This window comes from Paenibacillus sp. JNUCC 34, assembly GCF_058269055.1.
On sequence record NZ_CM177770.1, the window covers coordinates 3,323,011 to 3,346,365 of the forward strand.

Sequence of the window (23,355 nt, forward strand, 5' to 3'; positions counted from 1 at the left end):
ATTTAAGAGGTGAAAGACTTGAACATACAAAAAGTCATCGACCGCACAAGGTTGGATGAAAAAGCCCCTTCCATGCCCTGGTACGTACAGCAGTTTATCGATTATAAGCTACCAGACCTATCACCATCCACCCTGCTGGAATATGTAAGGGATTACGAAACCTTTTTCAACTGGCTCCGTGCTGAAGGCCTGTCTGAAGCAGAGAACAATTCCAAGGTAACTCTCCTTGAGCTGGAGACCCTTCGGATGGAGAGCATTACAGCGTATCGCCTTTATTTAACGACAAGGAAAGAAGGCACAAATTCCCGGATTACCGTGTCACGCAAGCTCTCTTCCCTGCGATCCTTGTTTCACTATTTAAGCCAGATTGCTGAAGATGAGAATTATTACCCGCTTCTTAAGCGTAATATTATGGCCAAGGTGGAGAACAAGAGGATACACAAGCCAAAAGATACCGCTGCCAAACTTAAAGGAAAAATACTGGAGGACGAGGAGCTGCTCGATTTTATCGGTTACATCCACGAAGGATATGCCGCAGACGTTGCGAACAACAAGCAGGCTCTTTACGCCCATGAGCTCAATAAAGAGCGTGACGCTTGTATTACCAGCCTGATCCTGAACTCCGGTCTCCGGGTATCTGAGATCGTGAATTTAAATATCGGCGACATAGATCTTAATAACAAAATGCTCCATGTATACCGTAAAGGTAATAACGACGAGACATTTAAAACGCCGGTCTATTTCCGTGCGCAAGCCAAGGATGATTTAGAACATTACTTGACGCTGAGACAGTCAAGGTATAAAGTGCCGAAGAAAGAAAAGGCGCTGTTTATTGCCCTCCGTAACGGCCAGAACGAGGGTCAAAGGATGACCAAGCGTGCCATTCAGGCGATGATTATTAAATACGCCAAACGCTTTGGTAAGCCATCTCTCACGGTGCATAAGCTGCGCCATTCTTTTGCTACAGACTATTATCTCCAGAACGATATTTACAAAACAAAAGAGCAGCTTGGGCACGCTTCTACGGAGACAACGGAAGTATACGCCCATCTGACTGACAAAACGATGTCTGAAGCGATTGAGCGCCGGACAGAATCTTCTTAATGCCACAAATACTTATTGCTTCATCTCATGCCACAGAAATGCGGCAATCTCATCCGTTTCGTTCCAAGTAAACACGGGAACCGAATTGCTCTTGTTATATTCAATGAGCAGTTCGTGTTCCTTTTTCATATCGTGATGTACTACAAGCCCTTTTATCCCCTTAACCCTGTCCAACAATTCCTCATCTTCATAATCCCTAAGAAGAAGAAGTTTCGGATACAATTCCTGCTTAAATCCTTCCACCAAAATAACGTCATAGTCTTGAAACCGCTCCACCATCTGCTGCAGTGTTTCTCCTTCCTCAACAATGACAGCGGTCCGATTTGGTGAAGTGATAGCTACCGCATCAGCACCTACCTCATGAAATGAATGGGTGTCAGTTCCCGGATGATCGAGGTTAAACCCGTGAACATCATGTTTTATGACAGCTGTCTGGCAACCCTTTGCCTTCAACAACGGAATCAAAGCGTTAATAAGAGTCGTTTTCCCACTGTTCTTGTATCCTGTTATTTGCCATACTGTCGCATTCATGACAACACTCCAGGTAGTAGGAGCACCTTTACCTTCTGTCCTGCGGGGGCACCTTTCAATTCCGGTGGAATGACAATCAGACAAGAGCTGTCCTTGATCGTGATCATTACGCTAGATTCATCCAATTGTGCCGGCTTGGCTATAACCCTTCCATCACTCACTTCCAGCGCGCCTCTTACAAAGCGGGTAAAATTGTTCACTTTATGATAATCAGATCCGAGTTCCGCGCTCCATTCTTTAAGATATAGTTCTTCCATGCCAAGCATTTGACGTACAGTAGGTCTTACAAAGAGCAGAAACCCTACGTAGCATGCTCCGGGATTGCCGGACAAAGCGAACAGCAGCTTTCCATCTTTTACGGCTGCCGTCGTAACACTCCCCGGTCTCATAGTTACCTTGTTAAACAGCATCTTCATCGATCCAGAACGAACGAGATCTCCCATAACATCATAATCCCCTACCGACACGCCGCCTGTCGTGACCACTACATCGTAGCGTTCAAGCGCCTCCTCGACTTTTTGCTTGGCAAGTGTGATGTCGTCGGGAATAGCATCCATAACGACTGGTTCTGCTCCTGCTTCACGTAATTGGGAAGCCAGCATGTAGGTGTTACTATTGCGAATTTTTCCAGGTTGAAGTGGTTCGCGAATATCGAGCAGCTCTGTACCTGTTGAAAAGATTCCAACCACCGGCCTCTTCGAAACCTCTACTTCATGAACACCAAAGGTTGCGAGCACCGAAATTTCTCCGGGTCCGATTAAGGTTCCTTTTTTTAAGATCAAATCTCCCATCTGAAGTTCAAATCCAATGGGGGTTATGTTCGTACCTGCTTCAATAATCTTCTTTAGTGCTACCCACTCAGTCCCATCCTCTGACCGTTTCTCTGTCATTTCCAGCATAACCACAGCATCTGCTCCTTCCGGAACCTGGGCGCCAGTCATAATTCGGGAAGCTGTACCTGTTGTAACGATTTGATCCGAAACGGTACCGCATGGAATATTGTCGATCACCTTTAACCATACGGCTTCCCCATTGCTGCATGAATCGGTATCGGAAGATAATACTGCATATCCGTCCATCCCAGACCGGCGGAAAGCAGGATAAGGATGAGGAGCAAAAATATCGGTCGCCAAAACGCGGCCGTCCACAAGTTCCAGTCTAACGGTTTCTGTAAAACCTTTTTTCACATATTGTTTAATTATCGATTGCGCATCCGGAACTTGTACCGCTTTGCGCTGGAATTTGCTGCGATCAAACTCTTGATGCTTATCGTTCATATTGTGGTTCATTATATCAAAGCCTCTCTTCCCAATACTCTTATAGTTAACATCATTAATAAGAATAATATGCCTATAATCAGTTATAACTTCTATTGAATCCGATAGCAAACCTTGGCAGCATCAATCACACCAAAAAAGACGCATGGCGTCCTTCCACCATACGTCTTATAGTTACATTACCTTCGTCCCCGTCTACCGATCCTTCCTGAGCCGGATCTTGTCTTCGGTTTCTTATATGATTTTTTCGGGGATTCGAATAATCCACCGTCACCCCCGCTTTCACCACGTTTAATGGTACCACGGCTCTGTTTATTGGATGGTTCCTTTTTAAAAATATTACCATCCGAGCCAACAGTCCCTTGACCGCGTCTTGAAATCTTTCCACTTCGATCTACGGTTAGCGGAGGCGCAACCTTCTTGTCACTATCTGTAGGCTTACGATAGTTACCTTCCTTCGGTTTATAGACGTCTTTACTTGTGTATCCCCTGTACCCTCCACCAGATCTTCCAAGTGAATCAAACAAATCGTTGATCAGTACAGCTGTCAGATAACCTTGAAGGAAATTGGAATCATAGTTGCGCTGAACATACTCTTTCGAGTCGATTTCAATGAGGGTGTCTTCGGGTTTTTCTGGATCCTGCTGCAGATGGTAATATTCATTCCCGTATACGAGAAACATCCGTTCATTGTTTTCCGGTGATATTTGGTCAGGTTTATTCTCTTCAGATAAATCCGCAGCGACAGATGGCACACTTTCACCAGCTGCGCGATATACGTAGGAAGTTAAATTCCCGTCCCGGTTAACCGATTCCAGCGGATATGAAGCCTTAACGTCCGGCGGTGCTCCGCATCCGCTGAGCAGCGATACGAGGAAACTGAGCACCAGTATAATTTTGATTGATAATAAAGAGCGTCGTTTCATGTTACCACTCCTAAGTAGCCCGGATGACTTTTACATCTCCCGGAATCACTTTCTCTCCTTCATAGAGCATAAATCGCCCGTTCTGCCATTCAATCCGTACGAGCCGGTAATCGTCTGACTGATACTGCCACACATGCTGCTCTCCGCTTTGTGTGAAAGGCGTACGGCCGGTGATCGCTACATGACCGCCATACTCTTCCTCCAGATGATACACGCCATCATCAAGTTCAATAATCGTAGGCACTTCATCCGGGGCGTCAAGCCTTCCGTCAATCGGTGTATATAAAGCATATTGTACGGTTTCCCGCTCTTCAATATGAAGATATGCGATGCTACTTCCATCTTGAAGTGTTAATACAACCGCATTCCGACTACGGTTATGAACACGCCCGGTAACTTCATATGTGATGAGAGATACTTCGCAAATGTCGCCGGGAGAGAGCTGAAGCATGCTCTTTTCCACCTTTGGAGGCTCCGGTTTCGCAAATAAGTTACCAATTCTTTTCCATACACTCATTCTTCCAGTCTCCTATCGCAGATATGCATGATTAAAGGCAGGCCGTAATGATCAATGCTCCTACCACATGAAGTGTGCCTGCAAACAATCCATAACCGGTCTTGCCCTCTTGCGTTCCTTTGTCCAAGTTAATACCGCCTAGCATTCTAAGCATCTGTTCAGCCAGCGCTTCCAAAATCAGCAGGATAACAAAGGATACAATGGATACGACAATCGCTTCCAGCAAGTGAGCAGAAGTTCCAATCGATACGGACAAGATGTAGCCCTGAGCCACCAGCTTCATGATAAGCCGTGTCGTAACCGCCATATTTCCGGCCTTCACTTCTTCCAGATCTTTATACTTTGTAAAAAGTGAGTCCACGAACATCAGCACAAAAAGTAGAAGCGCGCCAACACCGGTCCAGACCAGAATTCCCAAAATCATCTCAAAATTCATTCTAAAGGCCTCCACATTCAACATACTGATCATGTAAAAGCGAAGGAGAATTCCGCATGTTAAGCGCTATTCCCCTTCGCCTTTTCTAACTCTTTTTTGAACCGTAAATATCAATCGATATTATTGATCTTTATTCTCATACTGCTTCATTAATGCAGCCAATTCGTCTTCTACGACCTTATCCTTGCCAAGGCTTTCGAACTCTTCATCCAGCGACTTTTCCTTGCTGTTCAATTCGTTGCTTGCCTCAGCGCGTGCTTCCATCTGAAGCATTTTCTCCTCCATACGCTTAAGACCGGAAGACGCGGTATCGGAGCTGAATCCGTTCATGGCTTTATTGATTTCAGTCTGGGCTTTAGCTGCATTGTAACGGGCTACCAGGGTTTCACGCTTATTCTTCATCGCTGTAAGCTGCTTGCGCATTTCATCAAGCTTACTGCGAAGATTATCGGCAGCAAGTTTGTTCTGATCGTAACTGGCTTTGTACTCATCTCGCTTGGCTTCCGCTGCTTTCTTCTCCTCAAGCGCCCGGCGTGCAAGATCAATATTTTGAGCTTGTGCAGCCGTGTGGGCTTGTTGCGTACGCTTTTCAACCAGAGCATCTTGTTCTTCGAACAGTGCTTTGAAACGCTTCTCAATGGCGATCTGAGAGGCTACCGCTTTTTCAGCATCCTCAAGATCTTCGGTCATATCCCGAATGTATTGGTCGGTCATTTTGATCGGATCTTCCGCCTTATCGATCATGGCATTAATGTTGGACATCGTTACATCACGTAATCTTTTGAAAATGGACATGGTTTCGTGCCTCCCAATAACATAAATATTTTCTTATGCTCATTATTTACGTCACAGCAGAAAGAACGTTTCAAATATTTCACAAAATTTTTTTTCTATTTACTAATTTTAAGTTTATTCGAAGTCAGCACGCATCTTTCCTGCCAAATAGGCCTCCAACATATTTTCGGTCGTCCGAACAATCATATCGATTTCATCTTTTTGCAGATCGTCAAAGTGGATACCTATGACAACAGTAACCGTCCGAAGCAAATGCATGGCGCATTGACGAGCAAATCTCTCGGACAACAGATACTCTTTGTGACCCGGGACAGACGTGGTTCCAACATCTACTGTAGGCGGATTGTCACAAGTAAAATAGGCTGTTGAAACCGCACCAATGTGGGCATCGCCGCCTTTAATGATAATTAATGTATCACGCCCTATATCTATTTCCTCTAAGGTTAGAGCGTCCTCAAACGATTTCGTCATATGCTCACATCCTTATTCCAATAGCAATGTTGGGTTCTACACGATTCCTCGAACTTCATCCAAATGAGATATTTTCTCCGCTACCATAAACGTCTCTAACTCGCTGATTAGCCTAACACCTGCCCGAAGATCAGCAAAGCCGGCTGTACCAACCTGAACGGCTGCCGCTCCTGCCATAATAAACTCCATAATATCTTCCCCTGAAGATATTCCGCCGACACCTATAACCGGTATGTTTACCGCATGTGCAACCTGATGGACCATGCGAAGAGCAATCGGCTTGATCGCAGGTCCGGACAGCCCTGCATAACCGTGACGAAATACACTTTTTCTTAATTTTACATCGATTTTCATCGCAGATATGGTATTGATTAGCGAAACCGCATCTGCTCCCTCCAGTTCACACATATAAGCCATCTCTGTCAGCCGTTCTGCTCCCGGAGACAGCTTTACGATCAGTGGCATCGATACCTCGCGTCTAACGGCACGAACCACCTTCTGCGCTTCTTCTGTCTGGATACCGAATGCCATCCCGCCTTCTTTCACATTGGGACAGGAAATATTCAACTCAATCATGTCTACAGCTGATCGTCCCTGTTTACGTCTAGTGTTCTCATTCGTTTGGATCAACCTGGCACCTTCTATATAATCCTCGAGACAACCACCGCCCAGATTGGCAATACGAACGGTATCCAGCGTTTCCCAGTAAGGACACTCCTGCTCCAGAAATGCGTTAACTCCTGGATTTTCTAAACCGACACTGTTCAGCATACCAGAAGCCGTCTCCCATACACGGACTCCGGGATTTCCCTCTTTCGGTTGAAGAGTAAGACCTTTGCCGCATATGCCTCCTAAAATATCGATCGGATAAAATTGTGAATATTCATGTCCAAATCCGAACGTACCTGAAGCCATCATGACAGGATTTTTAAACGTAACACCTGCAATAACACAACTTAGATCAGTCATTGAAAATAACCTCCTCTACGGGGAATACAGGACCATCCGTACATGCCTTCTTACGTCCGTCCTTGCACTTCACACTGCATACGAGACATGCCCCGATTCCGCAAGCCATCCGGTTTTCCAAGGAAACGAACACATGATTATGTCTTCCGTTCACTCCATGCTTGTCCTGTACTGCCTTCAGCATCCCATGGGGACCGCACACAATCACCGTATCGTATTGATTAAAGTCAATACCATTCAAAATGGTACCACCTACTTCAACATGCAAAGATCTGCTCACTTTAAGAAACACTTCAGTTAAATACGGTTGTTGGCTAAAGCCAAGAAACACGTCTGCATTTGGTGTATTTTTTGCCATATAGAACAGTGGAGCCATTCCAATACCACCGCCAACCAGGGCTACTGAACCGTTCGCAGCAGGAAAGCCATTCCCAAACGGACCCTCGGTATGCAGCTCATCACCTGCTCGAAGCTCCTGAAACCGCCTCGTTCCTTCACCTACGATCTGATATAAGAAAGAAATTCGATTGTCACATACATCAAAAATACTTATTGGCCGGGAGAGAAGCGGATAGTTATCCCAGGCTCGCAGCATATAGAACTGTCCAGGCTTTCCTCCTTGTTTGCTCTCAACCTCCAGCAGGCCGATCTCATCTGTTACCCTCTTGTTCGATATCACTGTTCCCATCCTAAGACCTCCTGCACATATCTAATCCCAATAACTTTGCATGGAAAATGTTCAGGCGTCTGTGACACATTTCACAACGCAAAAAAGCCCGGGTAACTTCCCGGGTTTTTGCTCATTCTTATTAACTTAAACGTCACTAATAACCACGTTCGTATTGTTTAGGAACCTTTTGCCCGCCATCCAGAACCTTAGCCGCATGAGATGCCCAATACGGATCACGCAGCATTCCTCTTCCGACGGCAACCAAGTCTGCATTGCCTGACAATACAACGTCTTGTGCGACTTCATAATCATCCAGAAGTCCGACTGCGATTACAGGTACCTGCAGAAGTCGTTTGAAATCTTTGGCCAGACCCACTTGATAAGCAGGCTCGGCTTTAGGACCTCCATCTGAACCGATCGGCCCCTCGCCACCGGATGTAATGTGAAAAATATCGACACCTGCATCTTTATACCGCTGGCTTATCTTCGCGCAGTATTCTACGTCATATCCCCCGTCGACATATTCCTTAGCGGAAACACGCATCAGCAGTGGCATACCTTCTGGCAGCACTTCCTTAACGGCCTTAACTACCCGTTCGCCAAATAAAGCAAGATCCTGTCCGTATTCATCATCACGTTGATTTGTAAGAGGAGAATGAAACTGATGAATAAGGTATCCATGTGCCCCATGAATTTCTATCGTATCAAAACCAGCTTCCACTGACCGGCGTGCGCCTTCTTTATATGCGTGGATCAGCTCTTCGATTTCATTGCCTGAAAGGGCACGTGGCATTTTGTAGCGGGAACTGAAAGCGGTTGCGGAAGGTGCCACAGACGGATCCGCGTCCTGGGCTTTGCGTCCTGCATGACCGATCTGTATACCGATTTTTGTGCCATACGAATGAACGCCGTCCACAATTTTCCGGTAAGCCGGAATATGCTCATCGCTCCATAGACCCGTATCCTGATTGGAAATACGACCATCTGGATGGATAGCAGTCATTTCAACAATAATAAGACCAGTACCGCCAACGGCACGGCTTACATAATGAACGTAATGCCAATCGTTTGGGATGCCATCCTCTGCCTGAACGGAATATTGACACATCGGAGGCATCACTATTCGGTTCTTAAGCGTCAGGTTTTTAAAATTGTAAGGTGTAAATAAGTCAGCCAACGATCTCATTCCTTCCGTACTCATATGATATTACCCAATGGCTATTATACACCTTTATGTAATAAAACAAAAAAACGCATGATCTTATAAATAGGATAATTCAGGATACAGATGGGTATACCATTAAAAAGAAAGGAGGCGTTGAATGGTGTTAAACCACACCCGAATATGGGGTTTGATATTGATCACGTTGTTGTTCCCTCGTATGGAGACTTCAGCAGCTGTTAACGCCGTTACGCGATTTACAGACTCCTTTTCACTGAGCCCTGTTCATTCTTCCGTGATGTCGGGCGGCGATAATCAGGAAGATACCACAAAAAAGGAACGCTCTGCATCACTTTCCCTCAGTCAGTTAATGAAAAAATACCCGGATACGTTCCGGACCAGAGGCCCGCGCGTAAAGCAAGTCGCCCTAACCTTTGACGATGTTCCAGATCCCCGCTTCACTCCTAAGGTTCTGGATGTGCTCAAAAAAAAGGGAGTGAAGGCTACCTTTTTTGCTGTTGGCACCAGATCTAAAAAACACCCGCAAATCTTAGCCCGTATTCGACGGGAAGGACATGCCATTGGCAACCATTCGTACAATCATGCACAGTTCAATAAGCTTACACTCGATCAATTTCGAGACCAGATTGAGCGCACCAACCGTATTTTAAAGTCGATCACAGGAATAAAGCCTCGTCTTATTCGTCCTCCCTATGGAGAGATCAACGAGGAACAGCTCCGCTGGGCCCGCAGGAACAATTATAAGGTCGTGAATTGGAACGTAGACTCACTGGATTGGAAAGGCTTGAGCAAGGATGAAGTAAAACATAATATATTGTCAGCTGTTGGACCTGGTGCGATCATTCTTCAACATGCAGGCGGTGGAGTAGGTTCCAATCTGACAGGGAGCATTGAAGCACTGCCTGAGGTGATAGAAGAATTAAAGAAAAAAGGCTATTCATTCGTTACCCTACCTGAGATGTTAGGTGTTTCTGAGGGGATGTAATTAGATAAAAAAAAGACGGCGGTTAAAGCTGAACACTCAGCCTACCGCCGTTTTTTTCCTATACCTTGCAAATTAATCAATAAAATATAATTTCACATTTTGAATACCAAATTGACTAACTGATTTTTGAGAACCTGGAATAAAAATATCTATTCGATTCCCTTTGATTGCTCCGCCAATATCTCTAGCTACAGCCACAAACGCCTCATTAGGCAGTCCTGAATGAGAATGTCCGGTGACGAGCACCTTCGTGCCGAGCGGAATAACTTTCGGATCCACAGCGATGGTCCCCAGTTTCAGAGAATTGCCGAAATAGTCCACAGCTCCCCATTTTCCATTCTCGCTCGCGGCAGATGAATAGGCCGTCGCTTTCATCGTTGCCGTTTTACTGTAGTTAAACGTTTTGCCCCAAGCGTTTACCACTTTACTGTTGGCATTTACATTCAAATTTGGAACCATAATATTTGCTGCTGAAACACTTGCTGCTTTAACAGTTGATGCCGTTGGAATTTTAATATTCAGGCCTGCATAAATGTTCGTTGCCTTTATATTAGGATTTGCCTGCATAAGCTTATTTAAATTTACGCTATACCGTTTGGCTAGGAAGTAATATGTGTCCCCTTCTTTTGCAACATGATTAGTTGCTGCTTCTGCAGGAACGGTTGGTACTCCGAACGTTAATCCCAAAGCTAATGCTGCTGCAGTCAATAATTTCGCGAACTTGCCTTTCTTTCCGGTTTCATTCCGGTCGTTTTTCTTATGCCACCATTTCATAGTCTGTATCATTCTGGATGCCTCCCTTGTTTAACGATTACGAATATATCACAAGTTTGTAACCTTTTCTTTATGAAAATGCTGGAATAAAACAAAAAAAGCAGCTCTGGAATGCCAATATAGGCACCAGAACCGCTGTTATGAGCATTGATCCGAATTTAAAAAAGATTACAAAACCTTGCCTAAAAACTCTTGGGTCCGCGAATGCTGCGGGTTGCTAAAGATCTGCTCGGGTGTTCCTTCCTCAACAATTTTCCCGCCATCCATGAACAAGATACGATCGCCAACCTCGCGGGCAAACCCCATTTCGTGGGTCACGATAACCATCGTCATCCCGCCAACAGCCAGCTTCTTCATAACTTCTAGCACCTCACCAACCATTTCCGGATCGAGAGCCGAAGTGGGTTCGTCAAAAAGCATCACGTGAGGCTGCATTGCTAAAGCGCGTGCTATCGCAATCCGCTGCTTTTGACCGCCGGATAATTGAGAAGGATAGGCATCCTTCTTCTCCAGTAGTCCAACCGATTTCAAAAGATCCTCCGCAATCTTCTCCGCTTCTTGAGTTGAAGTCCCCTTTACCTGCACCGGAGCGAGTGTAATGTTGTTCAGAACACTCTTATGAGGAAATAAATTAAACTGCTGGAATACCATGCCCATTTTTTGACGGGTGGTATTGATGTTATGGTTCTTCTCGGTGATCTTCTCACCTTCAAAAGATATATCGCCACTGGTCGGCTGTTCCAGCAGATTCAGGCAGCGCAGAAACGTACTTTTACCGGAGCCACTCGGTCCAATGACAACGACAACCTCGCCCTTAGCGATTTCAACGTCGATTCCTTTGAGAATATCCAACTTACCAAATGATTTATGAAGATCCTTAACGGTTATCACTAGCGCTCAACTTCCTTTCCAAGACACCCAGAAGCTTCGAAAGAACGAATGTCATAATAAAGTATATCACTGCAGCAACGAGCAGCGGATTCAGTGCAGCGTATGTGCTGCCGCGCAAAATTTGCGCCTGATACATAATGTCCATGACCCCGATTATCGAAACGATAGATGATTCTTTGATAATAACGATAAACTCGTTGCCAATCGCAGGCAGTACCCCTTTTAAGGCTTGTGGCAAAATAATATGGCGCATGGCTTTCTTCTTGGTCATCCCGAGCGAACGTGCCGCTTCCAGCTGGCCTCGGTCAACTCCTTGAATCCCTGCACGGAAAATTTCAGCCAAGTAAGCAGCACTGTTCAGAGACAGAGTCAGAATACCGGATTGAATCGGTGTAAACTTAATATCGAATGCGGCCAAGCTGTAATGAATAAGAAACAATTGCACAAGCATTGGTGTGCCCCGCATAATTTCGATATAGGCAGTCGCGATAAATTTCAAGATTGAAGCACCTGACATTCGCATCAGTGCGATGACCAAGCCTAGTAAAAAACCGAATATAACGCCTAGCGCCGATATGAGTAATGTATACTGAACGCCTTTTGCGTAATAGTCACGGTATTTCCAGAAAAATTCGAACGTGTTAAGTTCTTCTTTTTCACTCCGACCAGCCGCAAGGTCACCTGCTTCATCGACGAGTTTTTGAATTTGGTCGTCCTTTATAAGACGCTCCAATGTGGCATTAATGCTATTTAGGAGCTCCTCATTCCCCTTTTTGACACCAACAGCATATTCATCATTCTCGGTTGTCGGCTTGGCATCCGTAATAACCATCGTTTCTTCATTCATGTTAACTTTGGCGATTGGGTAATCGGCAATGACCACATCGACCCGTTCCGTTTCCAACGAAAGCATCAGATCCGGTATTTTATCTAATGAAACTACGTTCGAATTCGGAATACTCTTGGCTATCCGCTCCTGAATGGACGATTTCTGGACACCAAAACGCGCACCTTCCAAACTTTCAACTGTGTTATACTTGGATTCTTCACCCTTGCGAACGATAATAGCCTGTTCTACTTTATAATACGGGATGGAGAAATCAATGCTCTTTCTGCGATCTTCTGTTGCATTCATACCCGAGATAACAAAATCAACCCGTCCGCTCGTCAACTCAGGTAGCAATGCATCAAAAGAAGCATCCTTGATAACAAGCTCAGCGCCCATATCCTTGGCGATTTCCTTGGCAATCTCAATATCGAATCCGACAATGGTGTCCACACCATCAATCGTCTTGTGGAATTCATACGGCATATAGTCGGCACTAGTGCCAAGAATGACCGTCTTCTTCTCTGCTTCCGCACCGGCAATACTGCCGAAGGACAGTAGTACAACCATGCAGAGAAGCATCCAAGTCGTTATTTTTTTTCTCATGACTCTTGAATCTCCCCTTATCTACATTCATCAATTGTTTGCGATTGAGTCATTATAAAACAGGATGCATGATTATGCAATGCTCTTTCATTCATTTTCAATATATTAACTTTCCTCAACCGCTTTTAGGCCTTCTATTATAAGACATTGGTCAATTTAACGGAGATATATCGTGCAAAATCCGAGGCTTGGGGGATATGGAATCATTGATCTCTGCGCGGGTAAAACAAGAGTTATATTTCCTTTATTATACAGTCAAAGACCCTATTTTCTGTATCCAAACACTTTTAATTACACATACCTGTTTGAAACACCGGGAACTAAGCTTGCATTTTTATGTGAGTTTAATGCATTCCGAGATTGGCTAAACCTACGGTAATCAATTCATCTGTATGGTGGAAAGTATACCCGAACCTTATCACGCTCAACCGAACCGGCCAATAGAGCCAATATTTGCCTTGATCCATAGTTAGAGGAACCTTAGAGTATTTGTTCCTGTTGAATTGATATGTCCCATACAAAAAAGGCAGGCCGATAAAAATCGACTGCCTTTTTGCTGTATATTAGCATGTACATAAACATTAACTTGCCGCTGTTAAATAGCAGCATCATTAATTTGTAATTTTACAATAGATATCCATGTACTGCTGAGCAGATACTTGCCAGCTGTATTCACCGGACAACGCGTTCTTGGTCACCTGTCTCCAATGCTCCGGCTGACTATAAAACGAAATGGCGCGTTTGATCGTGTTCATCATGTCATGAGCATTATAGTTCGCAAAGGTAAAACCGTTGCCCTCACGGGTGAACTCGTTATAGGAATAAACCGTATCATTCAGACCACCCGTTTCCCTTACGATCGGAATGCTGCCATAGCGAAGAGCAATTAATTGACTAATCCCGCAAGGTTCGAATTTAGATGGCATCAGGAATAGATCACTGGCTGCATACAGTCGGCGTGACAGCGGCTCATTAAACCAGATTTGGGCCGACATCTTATTCGGGTAACGGATGGCGGCTTCACGGAACCAATGCTCATAGGAAGGATCACCTGTTCCGAGCAGTACAAACTGAATATCGGTATAATGGAGCAGTTCATCCAGTATCCGTATAACGAGATCCAATCCTTTAGAGTCGACGAGACGCGTGACCATGGCCATCATTGGCACTTGCGGAGCAACAGGTAAATTCAATTCCTGCTGAAGCTCAGTTTTATTTTGTATCTTTTTGCTTAGGTTACTGCGGTATTTAACGGCAATATGTTGGTCACTCGAAGGATTGTAGCTTTTCGTATCAATACCATTCACAATTCCGCTTAAACGATCGCCCTGCGAAGCCAGAAGACCATCCAACCCATAACCGTAATAAGCAGTCTGGATTTCCCGGGCGTACGTCGGACTAACCGTAGTAACATGATTAGCGTACACGATTCCGGCTTTTAGGAAGTTTACATTGCCATAGTATTCAACACCCTCAGAGATAAAGTACCTGCTGTGAATCCCAAGTACATCAACAAGAACCTCGTAAGGAAAAACTCCTTGGTACAAAAGATTATGAATCGTAAATACAGTGCGAATCCCGCTGTAAAATGGCTCATGGCGATAGTTTCCTTCTAAAAGAAGCGAAATCATTCCTGTATGCCAATCATGGCAATGAATGACGTCCGGCTGAAAATCAATCAGCGGTAATATGTCCAATATAGCTCGATTCAGAAACGAAAATCGTTCCCCATCGTCCATATAACCATAAATTCCATCCCTGCCAAAATAATACTCGTTATCGATAAAATAAACGGTTACTCCATCTTCAACCAATCTCTCTACCCCGCAGAACTGCTGTCTCCAGCCGATCTGAACCCGGGTCTCGCCAATATGCTCCATACGGTTCCGGAAGTCTTCAGGAATGCTTTTGTACTTTGGCAGCACCACCCGAATGTCTGCTCCCGCACGCTGCAGTGCTTTGGGCAACGCGCCGATGACATCCGCCAAACCACCGGTTTTGATAAAAGGAACACATTCTGCGGCTGCGAATAACAATTTCATTGTTCTCTCTTCCCCCTTCTGCTTTTTTTCGTTGGCTTCGCCGCTAGTTGCTCCGTATTGCCCACTGTTACATCAACAACTGACATTTCGGCCGCATCAACAGAGTTCTGACTTGATATTTTTACGTAAATGCGGCGGTTTCTTTTTTAGGACCACCATACTTAACGGAGGTACGATAATTTCAAGACTTTGAAGCTGGTCATGCCACGGCTTCTTCTCTGTTCTCAAATAACCTCTGTTGACCCTGCCTTTTCCACCGAATTCCATAAGATCAGAATTAATGATCTCCTCGTACTGCCCCGGTCTTGGCATTCCAATCCGGTATTGTTTATGATGCTGTAGTTGAAAATTGATAACCACGATGAGTGTATCTCCTGGTTTTTTCCCAATACGCATATAAGAAGCTACACTCTGGCTCTCATCATGGGCACAGATCCACTGAAAGCCTTCCATGCTGTGATCTATTTGCCACAGAGCCTTTTGCTCAACATACGTCCGGTTAAGGGCTGCTGTGTACGCAAGCATTTTGTGGTGAGCCTCATAATCCAACAGCAGCCAATCTAACTGCTCCTCATCCTTCCACTCAATGAACTGACCGAACTCTCCCCCCATAAACAGAAGCTTTTTTCCTGGCTGCGTCATCTGATATCCGAGCAGTATGCGTAAACCCGCAAATTTTTGTTCATAACTGCCTGGCATTTTACTCAGTAATGATTTCTTACCATGTACCACTTCATCGTGGGATAGCGGAAGTGCGAAGTTTTCGGAATATGCATAGCAAATCGGGAATGTTAACAGATTATGTTTTGAAGCACGTGCCCCGAAATCTTCTTTTATGTAAGAAAGTGTGTCGTTCATCCAGCCCATATTCCACTTGTAGTTAAAGCCAAGTCCTCCGGTGTGTACCGAAGCCGTTACTCCCGGCCATGCACTTGATTCTTCCGCCATCATCAGAGCGTTTGGATAGTATTCGAACACCGTTTTGTTTAACTCCTGAAGAAAAGATATGGCTTCCAGATTCTCCAGCCCACCTTGCTCATTACGGCTGTATTGGTTTTCTTTTTTTTCAAAATCAAGCTGGATCATGCTCGTTACCGCATCTACCCGCAATCCGTCGATATGATACATCTCCATCCAAAAGATGGCGTTAGAGATAAGGAATGAGGTAACCTCCGGTTTGGAATAATCGAAAGACAGTGTTCCCCATCCCGGCTTTTCAGCCTTTTGCAGATCGCTATATTCATACAGCGATGTGCCGTCAAACTGCCTTAGACCGTGCGCATCTTTGGCAAAATGAGCAGGCACCCAATCGAGCAAAACGCCGATGCCTGACTGATGAAGCTGATCCACTAAATACATGAAATCATGAGGTGAGCCGTATCGGCTGGTCAAGGCAAAAAAACCCGTTCCTTGATAGCCCCACGACAAATCATAAGGATGCTCAGCAAGCGGCATAAATTCCACATAGGTATAACTCATCTTCAGCAAATATGGAATAAGGATATCCGCCATTTCCCTGTACGTGTAAAAGGTGCCGTCTTCCTTTTGGCGCCACGTGCCAAAATGCATTTCGTAAATGTTCATCGGTTTCTGATACGGAGCTTTAGATTTTCGTTTCCAAGCACCGTCATTCCAGCGGTAGCCAGACAAATCCGTTACTACAGAAGCGGTTGCCGGTCTAACCTCCGCGTGGAAAGCATACGGATCTGCCTTCAGGAAGGTTTCTCCATATGGTCCTGTGATGTGGTATTTGTAAAAAGTTCCAGCCGTTATCCCCGGGAAAAACCGACTCCAAACGCCGGATTCGGGTATCTTATATAATGATTCTTTTGAGCCGTCCCAACCGTTCCAGTCCCCTGCCAGACCAACATGTCTCGCGTTAGGGGCCCACACGGTGAAACGCACGCCTTCCTCACCGTCCTCCTTGGCGGGATGAGCTCCCATGAACCGATAGCTGTGATACAAGTTCCCTTCATGAAACAAGTACACATTTTCCGGACTTAAGTTTCCTTCCCAAAACGGTTGACCTGTCATTATTATCACCTGCTTTATTATACAATAAAAGGTTATTACCCCATTCTAACCATCTTGAAAATAAAAATGATGTTTGAAAAATAAAAATGTAATTTTCAAAATGATATTTCAATATAATCGTTTCAGACACAGTAATAACCGTTTATTTTATGTACTACGCCTGAAAAATATTTGGGAGGGAAACGTAATGAAGAGAAAAGAATGCATTGCGATGCTGTTGGCGGGAGGAGAAGGTAAACGATTGGCTCCATTAACGTCTAGACTGGCTAAACCCGCTGTTCCATTTGGTGGTCATTACCGTATTATCGATTTTCCTCTCAGCAATTGTGTGAATTCGGGAATCGATACTGTAGGTGTACTTACACAATATGAAGCAGAGTCACTTCATGAGCACATTGGTGAAGGAGATCCTTGGGGACTTACCCATTCCAATGACAGCGGCATTGCCTTACTTCCTTCATACAATACCAGTCAAAGCGAGTATCTGGGTACGGCAGATGCCATTTTCAAAAACATGGAGTACATTGATCGCCAAAACCCGGAGCATGTGCTCGTTTTATCTGGTGACCATATATATCATATGAATTATAGGGAAATGCTGAATGCTCACATTCATCAAGCTGCAGTCGCTACAATCTCTGTTATGGAAGTTCCTTGGGAGGAAGCAAGCCGCTTCGGTGTCATGAATGTGGATGATAACCTCAAAATTACCGAGTTTGCTGAGAAGCCTGAACATCCTGAGAGCAATCTGGCATCAATGGGAATATATATATTCCGCTGGGATTATCTGAAGCAGCACCTGATGGAGGATGCCGATGATCCGACATCGAGTCATGATTTCGGGAAAGACGTCATCCCTAAAATGCTGTCCGGCAATGACTTCCTGCATGCCTTCCGTTTCCAGGGATACTGGCGTGATGTAGGTACGGTGGAAAGCCTTTGGGAAGCACATATGGATGTATTGAATCAAACAGATCTGATATTGGAACAACAGGATTGGCCAATGTACACCCGTTCTTGGCGTACAAAGCTGGCCGCACGTCGCATGCGTTCCATTGAAAACAGTGACAGCCTCATCCATGATACTTGCACTTTTGAAGGCAGAGCAAAACGTTCTGTTATTTTCTGTGGTGCAGAAATTGGCAAGTTTTCTTCAGTCAAAGACAGTGTAGTGATGCCGAACGTCAAAATCGGCAAGGGTGCACATGTTGAGAATGCCATTATAGGCGAAGGGGCGATTATCAAGGATGGAGCCATAGTTAAAGGGGCACCAGGCAAGGTTGTCGTGGTTGGCCCTTACGAAACTGTTATGCCAAAGCCTACAGTACGTACACAACCAGCTCGCTTACTGCAGGATGTTTATGAAAAAGGCCGACTGCATGCTAATGTTTCCTCATCTTGATTCTTTTCAAAAAAGCGATCCGACATTTTCGGATCGCTTTTTTATGTGTAAAAAGAGCATGTTTAACTATTGGATATTAAATGTTTTTCGTATAAATGAACTTCACGTGTCCCCATATTTTGCTTATCGACAAACTGATACCCTTGACGTTGGTAGAATTGATTCAATCCCTCCAAATGGGAAACACAGTCAAGCCGAAGTCCAATCTTCCCCTGCTTCCGTACGCGCTCTTCTCCAAACTGGATCATCGTCGTGCCAAGATTCAAACCTCGATACACAGGGAGTACCGCAAGACGGTGCAAGTATCCAAAACGGGTGTCATTCCTCTTCCCCCAGTATGAAGGGTCGCTCTCTTGTAATGTAAACATACCGGCAGGCTTGTCGTCAAATCGCAGAAGGAACACTTCTCTTTCCGCCAGATATTCATCCAATAACGCCGACGTAAATAGTGATGGCGTCCATTGATTCAGGCCTTCCTTCACCATCTGTTCTGCCGTTGAGCGAAGAATACACAGCAGTTCTTCCTTATGTTCCGATTCAGCAAGACCCAATTCAAACGTTCCCTGTACCGTCTCAAAACGTTCAAGAACTTTAAACCCCATAGAGGCCCTCCCCTCTCTCCATACCCTTTGTTACTTGATATCCGAATTATTCCTGTAATTCCTTGGGTTCCTCTTCCCCGTCGGAAAAACCACCTGCCATTGGAATTTTTCCTTCAGGGAGTGGCAATTTCACCTTCACGGTTGTTCCCTTCTCCAGCTCACTTTCCAAGTCCATCGTCCCTTGATGAAGCTCAACGAGCTGCTGTGTGATGGCAAGGCCGAGTCCAGTACCTCCATTCACATGGTTAACTTGAAAGAATCGGTCTTTTACGCGCTGGATATGCTCCTCGCTGATTCCGATGCCGTAGTCTCGAACAGCTACAATTACGAACTTGTCTTCCAGCTCGATCGAGAGAAGAATTGTACCATTCTCATGCGAAAACTTGATTGCATTGTCCACCAAGTTCAGGAAAACCTGCTTCAACCGGTTGGCATCCCCATATATCATAGGTTTTTCTTCCGATTCCAGCTTGATTTGTACTCCCTTTTTCTCCGCTTTGGCCCACAAGTTAAGCATAATTTCTTGAAGCAGCTCCCGTAGACTGACAATGCCCATTACCATCTTCATCTCGTTCTGTTGCAACTTGGAAAAGTCAAGGATTTCCTCCACCAGACCAATAAGCCGTTCAGTCTCTTTTGTAATAATCTGCATCCCGATTTCCGTCTCAGCCGGGTCGTATCCTCCAGAGATCAACGTCTCACTCCAGCCTTTAATACTAGTTAACGGGGTTCGAAGCTCATGAGAAATGGAGGAAATAAAATCATCCTTAACCTGGTTACTACGTACAATCTCCTGAGCCATATAGTTAAGCGTGGAACCCAGTTCACCAATCTCGTATTTGTAGTTTCCTTTAATCCGGACGTCGAACCGGCCTTTTGCCATCTGGGCCGATACCGCGCGAATGTTATTCAGCGGTTTCACGATCGAGTTAGCTAGACCGATACTAAAAGCAAGTACTGTGGCAAGTACCGCAGTTCCAATCAAAATCGCGACAAGCGTCAAATTGAGAAGTTTGTCATTAATCTTATCGAGTGATGTACTGTAGCGGAGTACAAACTTATTCTCTCCGCTATCTTGTAATGCACGGGACACAGCCATTATCATTTGACCTGTTCCCTGCTGCTTGCCAACCCAGCGACTCGTATCTCCCGCCAGTGCCTGGGTAACATCACTCGTTTTAACCGTCATATCTGTAGCGAAATTGTTAGAACTGATCAATACTTGACCAGACGGGGTTAATAACTGAAGTTCCGTACCAGACAATTCGAAATAGGACATGATCTCCGTAAGTTGTGCTGTATCATCTTCGTTCAGACGGTACTTATGATAATACTCATCGGCAAGTTCGATATGTTTTGCGATATGACTGTAAACACTATCGTAATAATATGATCGTATTGCAACTAAAAATATGATCTCGACCAGCAGCAGAGCCATAAACACAACAAGAAAATAGTGTAAGACGATCTGCCGCCGGATTCCTTTTTTGATCATTGGCCCTGACCCTTCCATTTATAGCCGTGACCCCATACCGTTTGCAGGAATTCAGGCTCGGAAGGATTATTTTCAATTTTTTGACGAAGACGGCGGATGTTTACATCCACAATTTTAGGATCGCCCATATATTCTTTGCCCCACACGTGGTCCAACAGGACATCACGGCTGAGCGGCGTGTTTTCTTTTTCCAAGAAGAATTGGACCAGAGAGAACTCTGTCGGTGTCAATTCAACGGCTTTGCCATTCTTCTTGAACAACTTCGAAATTAAATCCAACGTAAAAGGTCCCGATTGAAACGAAACCTTTGCCGCACCTGCACGCTGCACATTCACACGCCGCAGCAGCGATTGCAGCCGTGCGATTAGTTCGGTTGGACTGAATGGTTTGCTGACGTGATCATCAGCTCCGACAGACAGCGCATATACCTTATCTTGCTCCTGTACCTTTGCCGTGAGAAAAATAATACCAATGCGTTCATTCGTCTCCCGGATCCGACGACAAACCTCAAAGCCGTCTATGCCAGGAACCATAACATCAAGCAGCGCAATGTCGATGTCAGGAACGGTCTGCAGCAGATGCAGTGCTTCATGTCCGTCGCCTGCTTCCAATACATCAAAACCATTGCGTTTCAAGTTAATTACGATAAAACTGCGGATAGATTCTTCATCTTCTAATATAAGTACTTTACTCAATGTCTAATTCCCCTTTCTTTCAATGGGAGCCACATCACTGTTATTCTTTTTGTCATTCTTAAGCTTGAACTCCCCTTTATAACCAATCACCTGATCGTTCTTACGAACCAGCACTTTCCATTCATCTTTCGCTCTTTCCCACTCAGTCAGTGAGAAGAATTTCACCTCGGCCACCGTCTTTCCACTATCCGCCATAATAAAATTCAAGTATCGATTTTTATCCGAGTCCGGATGGACGGTCACCTTATTATGCCACTCGGGTGGGAATGTTAGATAGAATTGGTTTCCCGTGTCTTGATATCTCTGCATGACGAATTTCAAACCATTCTTCTCATTCGCCATATATGTTTTTCCGTCCCATTGATAGTAGGATTGAAAATAAGGAATCTCATCTGGTTTATTGTCCTCCCAGCCAATGGGAGTTTCGATAAGTCCAATTTCTAGAATTCCGTCATCATTAATATCCTGACTGTCAACCGGAAGCTCTTTGTAAGCACCATCTTCTTTCATGACATCAATCAGAACACCATCTTCCATCACAATCAGCTTCGATGTGGAAGAGTTGGAGACAATGGCGGTATCCAATATGATACCTTCTTTCCCCTTAGCCACTTCTCCTGAGACAATATTGTAATATTTCTCAACATTTTGTCCCAGATCCAACTTGGCTAATTCTTTAAAACTATTCGTCTCTTTATCAAACTGAGAAGTTGTTATAAATGACAATTCATACTTCTGTAAAGAAACCACAGTCAATTCCGGAATCCCGTCTCCATTCAAGTCTGTCACTTCAAAATGCGTATACGGCAGTTGGAGCACTTTCTCTAAGGAATCACCTGAAAAAGTATATACGACAAGTCCATTCTGGAGATCTTCCTCCCCACGTGAAAACCCGGCAACGATATCCATTTTACCGTTGTTCGTAATATCAATCAGATCAAAGGATTCCAGCACGGTGCCTTCACCATCAAAATCCAGTATCTTAACCCATGTATTGCCCTGCTGCTGCAAAATCATGCCATGGATTTGCACTTCCTCATTAGGTGTTTTATAAAAGACTACAGCTTCCATAATCCCGTCATTATTTAAGTCTTCAACACGAATAGAACTAGGACCAGAATCACTTCGCGGCCGGATAATATTGCCGTTCTCCGGTTTTTGCGAATTGATGGCCCCCATCAAAGTTGCTTTATCCGCCGGTAGGTCCGGCGTGGTCATGAGTGATACAGGATCACTAATAAAGCTGCAGCCGGCGAGAAGCAGTATTAGCAGCCCGGATACGGCTGCCTTCATTAATCTTGATTTCAACAGTATCAACTCTTTCTATTTCAATCGCCTTATAGGCTAGTGTAACTCTGTTATATTCTGCTCTTTTCCCCGTGCGTCAATCGTCGTCCAGTAACATCAACCACAATTTGTCCACCTGCCAGCCCCATGATACGGGAACAATACCGTTCCGCGAGTTCAAGCGGAATGACTGTGATAACAGTCAGCCTTTCTTCCTCGCACAGACTTTTCAGAGTTTGCAGCACGTTCTCGGCTGACTTTGGATCCAAGCCCATCACCGGCTCGTCCGCTAATATAACCTTCGCACCATGAACTAGCGCTCTGGCTATCGCAATACGTTGCCGTTCGCCGCCGCTTAACTCACTGGCTTTGCGATGCGCTTTATCCAGTAATCCGAGGTGTTCAATGGTATCCATCGCACCCATATAATCGTCGGAACGCACCATTCCAGTGGCCATACGCCACAATGGAGTTTGACTGGATTGGCCAATGAGGACGTTTTTGAGCGCTTTCCGGTTCATATTCAGTGTCGGATTCTGTTCTAGATAAGCCCATTCACGGCGTACTTTTCTCTTTCCGCCGGGTTTAAGCATGTCCTCCCCTTCAATCAAAAAACGTCCGCCGTCCCATTTTTCACGGAGGGCCAAACAGCTCATCAGCAGACTTTTTCCGCTCCCGCTCCCACCGATGAGTCCGATCATTTCACCCTTTTCCATTTGAAAGCTAATGTCGTTCAATACCGGGTTCTTCTCAGTGTTTACTCTCTTTATCAGGCGATCCACTTTTATCATGTTCGTCTCTCTCCCGTCGAGTGTCTTTTCCTATACTCTAGTTTAG

Annotated in this window: 23 protein-coding genes; 3 read left to right on the forward strand and 20 right to left on the reverse strand. The window is 44.9% G+C overall.

Going from position 1 to position 23,355, the window contains the following annotated elements; genetic code table 11:
• Positions 1-18 precede the first annotated feature (18 nt).
• Positions 19-1,104, forward strand: coding sequence for a tyrosine recombinase XerS (xerS, locus tag AC2TF5_RS15570; RefSeq protein ID WP_491297991.1), 1,086 nt, complete (start codon positions 19-21; stop codon positions 1,102-1,104).
• 12 nt (positions 1,105-1,116) lie between these two features.
• Here xerS and mobB read toward each other — a convergent pair whose 3' ends face one another.
• The 10 genes from mobB to AC2TF5_RS15620 form a co-directional block, all read right to left on the reverse strand.
• Positions 1,117-1,635, reverse strand: a complete 519-nt coding sequence (gene mobB / locus AC2TF5_RS15575) for a molybdopterin-guanine dinucleotide biosynthesis protein B (protein ID WP_491297992.1) — start codon at positions 1,633-1,635, stop codon at positions 1,117-1,119.
• A complete protein-coding gene (locus AC2TF5_RS15580) occupies positions 1,632-2,924 on the reverse strand; it encodes a molybdopterin molybdotransferase MoeA (protein WP_491297994.1) in 1,293 nt (430 codons plus the stop codon). The genes mobB and AC2TF5_RS15580 overlap by 4 nt, the downstream gene beginning before the upstream one ends.
• Before the next feature lie 167 nt (positions 2,925-3,091).
• Entirely contained in the window at positions 3,092-3,838 is a 747-nt protein-coding gene (locus tag AC2TF5_RS15585; protein WP_491297995.1) for a DUF4247 domain-containing protein, read from the reverse strand.
• Positions 3,839-3,848: 10 nt separating this feature from the next.
• A complete protein-coding gene (locus AC2TF5_RS15590; protein ID WP_491297996.1) occupies positions 3,849-4,355 on the reverse strand; it encodes a DUF4178 domain-containing protein in 507 nt (168 codons plus the stop codon).
• Positions 4,356-4,386: 31 nt separating this feature from the next.
• A complete protein-coding gene (locus AC2TF5_RS15595; protein WP_491297998.1) occupies positions 4,387-4,791 on the reverse strand; it encodes a DUF350 domain-containing protein in 405 nt (134 codons plus the stop codon).
• A gap of 120 nt (positions 4,792-4,911) precedes the next feature.
• A complete protein-coding gene (locus AC2TF5_RS15600; protein WP_491297999.1) occupies positions 4,912-5,586 on the reverse strand; it encodes a PspA/IM30 family protein in 675 nt (224 codons plus the stop codon).
• 114 nt (positions 5,587-5,700) lie between these two features.
• On the reverse strand, positions 5,701-6,057 hold the full coding sequence (lpdD, locus tag AC2TF5_RS15605) for a prenylated flavin chaperone LpdD (RefSeq protein ID WP_491298000.1): 357 nt from the start codon (positions 6,055-6,057) through the stop codon (positions 5,701-5,703).
• Between the two features lie 36 nt (positions 6,058-6,093).
• The gene (locus AC2TF5_RS15610; RefSeq protein WP_491298001.1) at positions 6,094-7,026 is read right to left on the reverse strand and encodes a dihydroorotate dehydrogenase; all 933 of its coding nucleotides are present in this window, start codon (positions 7,024-7,026) and stop codon (positions 6,094-6,096) included.
• Positions 7,019-7,714 carry a dihydroorotate dehydrogenase electron transfer subunit gene (locus AC2TF5_RS15615; protein ID WP_491298002.1) on the reverse strand — a complete coding sequence of 232 codons (696 nt, stop codon included), beginning with the start codon at positions 7,712-7,714 and terminating at the stop codon, positions 7,019-7,021. Before AC2TF5_RS15615 ends, AC2TF5_RS15610 begins: the two co-directional genes overlap by 8 nt.
• Before the next feature lie 136 nt (positions 7,715-7,850).
• Positions 7,851-8,873 (reverse strand): NADH:flavin oxidoreductase/NADH oxidase, encoded by a 1,023-nt coding sequence (locus AC2TF5_RS15620; RefSeq protein ID WP_491302905.1) that lies wholly within the window; start codon positions 8,871-8,873, stop codon positions 7,851-7,853.
• Between the two features lie 145 nt (positions 8,874-9,018).
• On the opposite strand from AC2TF5_RS15620, the gene AC2TF5_RS15625 reads away from it, so the two are divergent.
• Positions 9,019-9,864 carry a polysaccharide deacetylase family protein gene (locus tag AC2TF5_RS15625; RefSeq protein ID WP_491298003.1) on the forward strand — a complete coding sequence of 282 codons (846 nt, stop codon included), beginning with the start codon at positions 9,019-9,021 and terminating at the stop codon, positions 9,862-9,864.
• Between the two features lie 72 nt (positions 9,865-9,936).
• Here AC2TF5_RS15625 and AC2TF5_RS15630 read toward each other — a convergent pair whose 3' ends face one another.
• The 5 genes from AC2TF5_RS15630 to glgB all read right to left on the reverse strand — a co-directional run bounded on the left by AC2TF5_RS15630 (position 9,937) and on the right by glgB (position 17,037).
• Complete coding sequence (locus AC2TF5_RS15630) at positions 9,937-10,650, reverse strand: 3D domain-containing protein (RefSeq protein WP_491298004.1); 714 nt, start codon at positions 10,648-10,650, stop codon at positions 9,937-9,939.
• Between the two features lie 156 nt (positions 10,651-10,806).
• Complete coding sequence (locus AC2TF5_RS15635) at positions 10,807-11,529, reverse strand: amino acid ABC transporter ATP-binding protein (RefSeq protein ID WP_491298005.1); 723 nt, start codon at positions 11,527-11,529, stop codon at positions 10,807-10,809.
• Complete coding sequence (locus tag AC2TF5_RS15640; RefSeq protein WP_491298006.1) at positions 11,516-12,961, reverse strand: ABC transporter substrate-binding protein/permease; 1,446 nt, start codon at positions 12,959-12,961, stop codon at positions 11,516-11,518. Before AC2TF5_RS15640 ends, AC2TF5_RS15635 begins: the two co-directional genes overlap by 14 nt.
• A gap of 611 nt (positions 12,962-13,572) precedes the next feature.
• Entirely contained in the window at positions 13,573-15,003 is a 1,431-nt protein-coding gene (gene glgA, locus AC2TF5_RS15645) for a glycogen synthase GlgA (protein ID WP_491298007.1), read from the reverse strand.
• Positions 15,004-15,099: 96 nt separating this feature from the next.
• Complete coding sequence (gene glgB / locus AC2TF5_RS15650; RefSeq protein WP_491298008.1) at positions 15,100-17,037, reverse strand: 1,4-alpha-glucan branching protein GlgB; 1,938 nt, start codon at positions 17,035-17,037, stop codon at positions 15,100-15,102.
• A gap of 187 nt (positions 17,038-17,224) precedes the next feature.
• Between glgB and AC2TF5_RS15655 the strand changes: the two genes are divergently transcribed.
• The gene (locus tag AC2TF5_RS15655; protein WP_491298009.1) at positions 17,225-18,439 is read left to right on the forward strand and encodes a glucose-1-phosphate adenylyltransferase; all 1,215 of its coding nucleotides are present in this window, start codon (positions 17,225-17,227) and stop codon (positions 18,437-18,439) included.
• A gap of 62 nt (positions 18,440-18,501) precedes the next feature.
• On the opposite strand, the gene AC2TF5_RS15660 is transcribed toward AC2TF5_RS15655, so the two are convergent.
• From AC2TF5_RS15660 to AC2TF5_RS15680, 5 genes are read right to left on the reverse strand one after another with little or no spacing between them, the layout of a single operon-like run.
• Positions 18,502-19,041 carry a GNAT family N-acetyltransferase gene (locus tag AC2TF5_RS15660; protein ID WP_491298010.1) on the reverse strand — a complete coding sequence of 180 codons (540 nt, stop codon included), beginning with the start codon at positions 19,039-19,041 and terminating at the stop codon, positions 18,502-18,504.
• A 46-nt stretch (positions 19,042-19,087) separates the two neighbouring features.
• Positions 19,088-20,536: a sensor histidine kinase gene (locus AC2TF5_RS15665; RefSeq protein WP_491298011.1), complete on the reverse strand. Its 1,449-nt coding sequence runs from the start codon at positions 20,534-20,536 to the stop codon at positions 19,088-19,090.
• Complete coding sequence (locus AC2TF5_RS15670) at positions 20,533-21,231, reverse strand: response regulator transcription factor (protein ID WP_208914209.1); 699 nt, start codon at positions 21,229-21,231, stop codon at positions 20,533-20,535. The genes AC2TF5_RS15665 and AC2TF5_RS15670 overlap by 4 nt, the downstream gene beginning before the upstream one ends.
• A 3-nt stretch (positions 21,232-21,234) precedes the next feature.
• Positions 21,235-22,539, reverse strand: coding sequence for a hypothetical protein (locus AC2TF5_RS15675; RefSeq protein ID WP_491298013.1), 1,305 nt, complete (start codon positions 22,537-22,539; stop codon positions 21,235-21,237).
• A 50-nt stretch (positions 22,540-22,589) separates the two neighbouring features.
• Positions 22,590-23,309 (reverse strand): phosphonate ABC transporter ATP-binding protein, encoded by a 720-nt coding sequence (locus AC2TF5_RS15680; RefSeq protein ID WP_491298014.1) that lies wholly within the window; start codon positions 23,307-23,309, stop codon positions 22,590-22,592.
• Positions 23,310-23,355 lie beyond the last annotated feature (46 nt).

Excerpts from the sequence above, each read along its gene's own strand:
- mobB (WP_491297992.1), bottom strand. The coding sequence starts at position 1,635 with ATGAATGCGACAGTATGGCAAATAACAGGATACAAGAACAGTGGGAAA.
- AC2TF5_RS15580 (WP_491297994.1), bottom strand. The coding sequence starts at position 2,924 with ATGAACCACAATATGAACGATAAGCATCAAGAGTTTGATCGCAGCAAA.
- AC2TF5_RS15585 (WP_491297995.1), bottom strand. The coding sequence starts at position 3,838 with ATGAAACGACGCTCTTTATTATCAATCAAAATTATACTGGTGCTCAGT.
- AC2TF5_RS15590 (WP_491297996.1), bottom strand. The coding sequence starts at position 4,355 with ATGAGTGTATGGAAAAGAATTGGTAACTTATTTGCGAAACCGGAGCCT.
- AC2TF5_RS15595 (WP_491297998.1), bottom strand. The coding sequence starts at position 4,791 with ATGAATTTTGAGATGATTTTGGGAATTCTGGTCTGGACCGGTGTTGGC.
- AC2TF5_RS15600 (WP_491297999.1), bottom strand. The coding sequence starts at position 5,586 with ATGTCCATTTTCAAAAGATTACGTGATGTAACGATGTCCAACATTAAT.
- lpdD (WP_491298000.1), bottom strand. The coding sequence starts at position 6,057 with ATGACGAAATCGTTTGAGGACGCTCTAACCTTAGAGGAAATAGATATA.
- AC2TF5_RS15610 (WP_491298001.1), bottom strand. The coding sequence starts at position 7,026 with ATGACTGATCTAAGTTGTGTTATTGCAGGTGTTACGTTTAAAAATCCT.
- AC2TF5_RS15615 (WP_491298002.1), bottom strand. The coding sequence starts at position 7,714 with ATGGGAACAGTGATATCGAACAAGAGGGTAACAGATGAGATCGGCCTG.
- AC2TF5_RS15625 (WP_491298003.1), top strand. The coding sequence starts at position 9,019 with ATGGTGTTAAACCACACCCGAATATGGGGTTTGATATTGATCACGTTG.
- AC2TF5_RS15630 (WP_491298004.1), bottom strand. The coding sequence starts at position 10,650 with ATGATACAGACTATGAAATGGTGGCATAAGAAAAACGACCGGAATGAA.
- AC2TF5_RS15640 (WP_491298006.1), bottom strand. The coding sequence starts at position 12,961 with ATGAGAAAAAAAATAACGACTTGGATGCTTCTCTGCATGGTTGTACTA.
- glgA (WP_491298007.1), bottom strand. The coding sequence starts at position 15,003 with ATGAAATTGTTATTCGCAGCCGCAGAATGTGTTCCTTTTATCAAAACC.
- glgB (WP_491298008.1), bottom strand. The coding sequence starts at position 17,037 with ATGACAGGTCAACCGTTTTGGGAAGGAAACTTAAGTCCGGAAAATGTG.
- AC2TF5_RS15655 (WP_491298009.1), top strand. The coding sequence starts at position 17,225 with ATGAAGAGAAAAGAATGCATTGCGATGCTGTTGGCGGGAGGAGAAGGT.
- AC2TF5_RS15660 (WP_491298010.1), bottom strand. The coding sequence starts at position 19,041 with ATGGGGTTTAAAGTTCTTGAACGTTTTGAGACGGTACAGGGAACGTTT.
- AC2TF5_RS15665 (WP_491298011.1), bottom strand. The coding sequence starts at position 20,536 with ATGATCAAAAAAGGAATCCGGCGGCAGATCGTCTTACACTATTTTCTT.
- AC2TF5_RS15680 (WP_491298014.1), bottom strand. The coding sequence starts at position 23,309 with ATGATAAAAGTGGATCGCCTGATAAAGAGAGTAAACACTGAGAAGAAC.